Source organism: Corynebacterium guaraldiae, assembly GCF_053480195.1.
Genome location: NZ_JBRBAU010000026.1, coordinates 1 through 4,950, shown reverse-complemented (window position 1 = coordinate 4,950; position 4,950 = coordinate 1). Strand labels below are relative to the sequence as shown.

General features: G+C 53.2%; 2 rRNA genes. Both read left to right on the top strand.

The annotated features are described in order from the left end of the window. Positions 1-1,432: ribosomal RNA gene (locus ACUY3D_RS12605) — 16S ribosomal RNA — on the top strand; the annotation flags it as partial. Between the two features lie 438 nt (positions 1,433-1,870). Next, positions 1,871-4,946 (top strand): 23S ribosomal RNA (locus tag ACUY3D_RS12600). Positions 4,947-4,950: the final 4 nt, after the last annotated feature.

Below are 4,950 nucleotides of genomic sequence, written 5' to 3'. Positions count from 1 at the left end.
GGGGTACTCGAGTGGCGAACGGGTGAGTAACACGTGGGTGATCTGCCTTGCACTCTGGGATAAGCTTGGGAAACTGGGTCTAATACCGGATATGAACTGCCTTTAGTGTGGTGGTTGGAAAGTTTTTTCGGTGCAAGATGAGCTCGCGGCCTATCAGCTTGTTGGTGGGGTAATGGCCTACCAAGGCGTCGACGGGTAGCCGGCCTGAGAGGGTGTACGGCCACATTGGGACTGAGATACGGCCCAGACTCCTACGGGAGGCAGCAGTGGGGAATATTGCACAATGGGCGGAAGCCTGATGCAGCGACGCCGCGTGGGGGATGACGGCCTTCGGGTTGTAAACTCCTTTCGACAGGGACGAAGCTTTTTGTGACGGTACCTGTATAAGAAGCACCGGCTAACTACGTGCCAGCAGCCGCGGTAATACGTAGGGTGCGAGCGTTGTCCGGAATTACTGGGCGTAAAGAGCTCGTAGGTGGTTTGTCGCGTCGTCTGTGAAATTCCGGGGCTTAACTTCGGGCGTGCAGGCGATACGGGCATAACTTGAGTGCTGTAGGGGAGACTGGAATTCCTGGTGTAGCGGTGAAATGCGCAGATATCAGGAGGAACACCGATGGCGAAGGCAGGTCTCTGGGCAGTTACTGACGCTGAGGAGCGAAAGCATGGGTAGCAAACAGGATTAGATACCCTGGTAGTCCATGCCGTAAACGGTGGGCGCTAGGTGTAGGGGGCTTCCACGTCTTCTGTGCCGTAGCTAACGCATTAAGCGCCCCGCCTGGGGAGTACGGCCGCAAGGCTAAAACTCAAAGGAATTGACGGGGGCCCGCACAAGCGGCGGAGCATGTGGATTAATTCGATGCAACGCGAAGAACCTTACCTGGGCTTGACATACACCAGATTGCTGCAGAGATGTAGTGTCCCTTGTGGTTGGTGTACAGGTGGTGCATGGTTGTCGTCAGCTCGTGTCGTGAGATGTTGGGTTAAGTCCCGCAACGAGCGCAACCCTTGTCTTATGTTGCCAGCATTTGGTTGGGGACTCATGAGAGACTGCCGGGGTTAACTCGGAGGAAGGTGGGGATGACGTCAAATCATCATGCCCCTTATGTCCAGGGCTTCACACATGCTACAATGGTCGGTACAACGCGCAGCGACACTGTGAGGTGGAGCGAATCGCTGAAAGCCGGTCTTAGTTCGGATTGGGGTCTGCAACTCGACCCCATGAAGTCGGAGTCGCTAGTAATCGCAGATCAGCAACGCTGCGGTGAATACGTTCCCGGGCCTTGTACACACCGCCCGTCACGTCATGAAAGTTGGTAACACCCGAAGCCAGTGGCCTAAACTTGTTAGGGAGCTGTCGAAGGTGGGATCGGCGATTGGGACGAAGTCGTAACAAGGTACCCGTACCGGAAGGTGCGGGTGGATCACCTCCTTTCTAAGGAGCATTATTTGGGCACCAGTTGGTGCTGTATAGCGTGTGAGTGTTTATTCTCATTCGCTTGGTGGTTTATGTAGACGATTGTTTTACTGCCGCCTATTGATAATCGGGTGGAGATACATCTTAACCAGAATGATGATTCAACTAACGCGTTGAAAAGTGCTTGGTGCATTGTTGGGTGTCTGGGGCATTGTTCCCTGGTTGTATAACCCATGTAAGTTTCGATAACTGCTTTCTTTGTGGTGTGGTTGTTGTCTTGTGTGGGGTGTTGTGTGAGAACTGTATAGTGGACGCGAGCATTTAACCGCATGCGTGCCATCATGTTTGTGGTGGCTTTGTGTGTGGTTTGTGTGATTTCTTTGTTCTTTTGTGTTTTGTGTGTTCACACCAACACAGTTTGATTGCCATGTTTGTGGTGGTTGTTGTGTTGGTTGTGTGTTCGTTATTTAGGGCGCATGGTGGATGCCTTGGCATGCTGGGCCGATGAAGGACGTGTAAGGCTGCGTTAAGCCTCGGGGAGTTGTCAATAGAGCGTTGATCCGAGGATGTCCGAATGGGGAAACCTGGCACCTGTTATGGGGTGTTACCCTTCAGTGAATTCATAGCTGTTGTGGGGGTTTACGCGGGGAAGTGAAACATCTCAGTACCCGTAGGAGAAGAAAATAAAATATGATTCTGCTAGTAGTGGCGAACGAACGTGGATGAGGCTAAACCGTGTGCATGTGATACTTGGTAGGGGTTGTGTGTGCGGTGTTGTGGGCCCCAATGTGCGGTGACTACCATCATCGTGCTTGTGTGTTGTTGTTAGGTGAAGTGGTGTGGAAACGCCCACCGTAGAGGGTGATAGTCCCGTAGTTGAAGGCTTCAATGCATGGGTTGTTGGGTTGCCCGAGTAGCAGCGGGCTCGTGGAATCTGCTGTGAATCTGCCGGGACCACCCGGTAAGCCTAAATACTCAGTGTGACCGATAGTGTATGAGTACCGTGAGGGAATGGTGAAAAGTACCCCGGGAGGGGAGTGAAATAGTTCCTGAAACCATGTGCTTACAATCCGTCAGAGCACCTGTATGTGTGTGATGGCGTGCCTTTTGAAGAATGAGCCTGCGAGTCAGCGGCATGTCGCGAGGTTAACCCGTGTGGGGTAGCCGTAGGGAAACCGAATCCTCATGGGGTGTTTAGTGGCATGTCCTGGACCCGAAGCGGGGTGATCTACCCATGGCCAGTGTGAAGCAGTAGTAAGATGCTGTGGAGGCGCGAACCCACGTAGGTTGAAAACTGCGGGGATGAGCTGTGGGTAGGGGTGAAAGGCCAATCAAACTCCGTGATAGCTGGTTCTCCCCGAAATGCATTTAGGTGCAGCGTCGCATTAGCTTGGTGGAGGTAGAGCTACTGGTTGGTTGAGCGGGACTACAATCTTAGCAATGTCAGCCAAACTCCGAATGCCACTAATTGTGTTGTGCGGCAGTGAGACTGTGGGGGATAAGCTTCATAGTCGAGAGGGAAACAGCCCAGATCGCCGGTTAAGGCCCCTAAGGGTGTGCTAAGTGGAAAAGGATGTGGGATCGCGAAGACAGCCAGGAGGTTGGCTTAGAAGCAGCCATCCTTGAAAGAGTGCGTAATAGCTCACTGGTCGAGTGGTCCTGCGCCGACAATGTAGTGGGGCTCAAGCACACCGCCGAAGCCGCGGCAAACATTTTTTGTTTGGGTAGGGGAGCGTCGTGCATGTGTTGAAGCGTTACCGTAAGGCGGCGTGGAGTGTGTGCGAGTGAGAATGCAGGCATGAGTAACGAATTGGAAGGTGAGAATCCTTCCCGCCGGATGACTAAGGGTTCCTGGGTCAAGTTCGTCTTCCCAGGGTGAGTCGGGACCTAAGGCGAGGCCGACAGGCGTAGTCGATGGATAACCAGTTGATATTCTGGTACCCGTATATCCGCGCCCATGATAAAGCACTGATACTAACCACCGCGGATACGAATCGTTGTGTTCTTTGAGCACGTTGGTTTGTTGATGTCGTGGGGCCTGATGTGTGGTTCAAGTGATGGGGTGACACAGTGTAGTAGCCATGCCGCTTAGTGGATTGTTGGTGTAAGCGTGTGAGGTGGTGTGTAGGCAAATCCGCACACCGTTTAACCTGAGGCGTGATGCGTAGCCCGAATGTGGGTGAAGTTGGTGATCTAGTACTGTCGAGAAAAGCCTCTAGCGATGTGGATGTATGGCCCGTACCCTAAACCGACACAGGTGGTCAGGTTGAAAATACTAAGGCGTTCGGGTGAACTGTGGTTAAGGAACTCGGCAAAATGCCCCCGTAACTTCGGGAGAAGGGGGACCACACGACTTCGGCATTCTTTGCGTTTGCTTTGGGGTTGTGGGGTCGCAGAGAATAGAGGGAAGCGACTGTTTATCAAAAACACAGGTCCATGCGAAGACGTTAAGTTGATGTATATGGACTGACGCCTGCCCGGTGCTGGAAGGTTAAGAGGACCGGTTAGTAGTCTTTGACTGCGAAGCTGAGAATTTAAGCCCCAGTAAACGGCGGTGGTAACTATAACCATCCTAAGGTAGCGAAATTCCTTGTCGGGTAAGTTCCGACCTGCACGAATGGCGTAACGACTTCTCTGCTGTCTCAACCACAGGCCCGGTGAAATTGCACTACGAGTAAAGATGCTCGTTACGCGCGGCAGGACGAAAAGACCCCGGGACCTTCACTATAGCTTGGTATTGGTGTTCGGTTCGGTTTGTGTAGGATAGGTGGGAGACTATGAGACGTGTGCGCCAGCACGCGTGGAGTCGTTGTTGAAATACCACTCTGATCGGATTGGATACCTTAACCTTGGCCCATGATCTGGGTTGGGGACAGTGCCTGGTGGGTAGTTTAACTGGGGCGGTTGCCTCCCAAAATGTAACGGAGGCGCCCAAAGGTTCCCTCAGCCTGGTTGGCAATCAGGTAGCGAGTGTAAGTGCACAAGGGAGCTTGACTGTGAGACAGACATGTCGAACAGGGACGAAAGTCGGGACTAGTGATCCGGCACCTACTTGTGGATGTGGTGTCGCTCAACGGATAAAAGGTACCCCGGGGATAACAGGCTGATCTTCCCCAAGAGTCCATATCGACGGGATGGTTTGGCACCTCGATGTCGGCTCGTCGCATCCTGGGGCTGGAGTAGGTCCCAAGGGTTGGGCTGTTCGCCCATTAAAGCGGCACGCGAGCTGGGTTCAGAACGTCGTGAGACAGTTCGGTCTCTATCCGCCGCGCGCGTTGAAACTTGAAGAAGGCTGTCCCTAGTACGAGAGGACCGGGACGGACGTACCTCTAGTGTGCCAGTTGTTCCGCCAGGAGCATCGCTGGTTGGCTACGTACGGAAGGGATAACCGCTGAAAGCATCTAAGCGGGAAGCCTGTTTTAAGATGAGGTTTCATTTGAGGTCCCCCAAAGACGATGGGGTTGATAGGCCAGACCTGGACGCACCGCAAGGTGTGAAGGCTACTGGTACTAATAGACCAAAACAAACACACACAC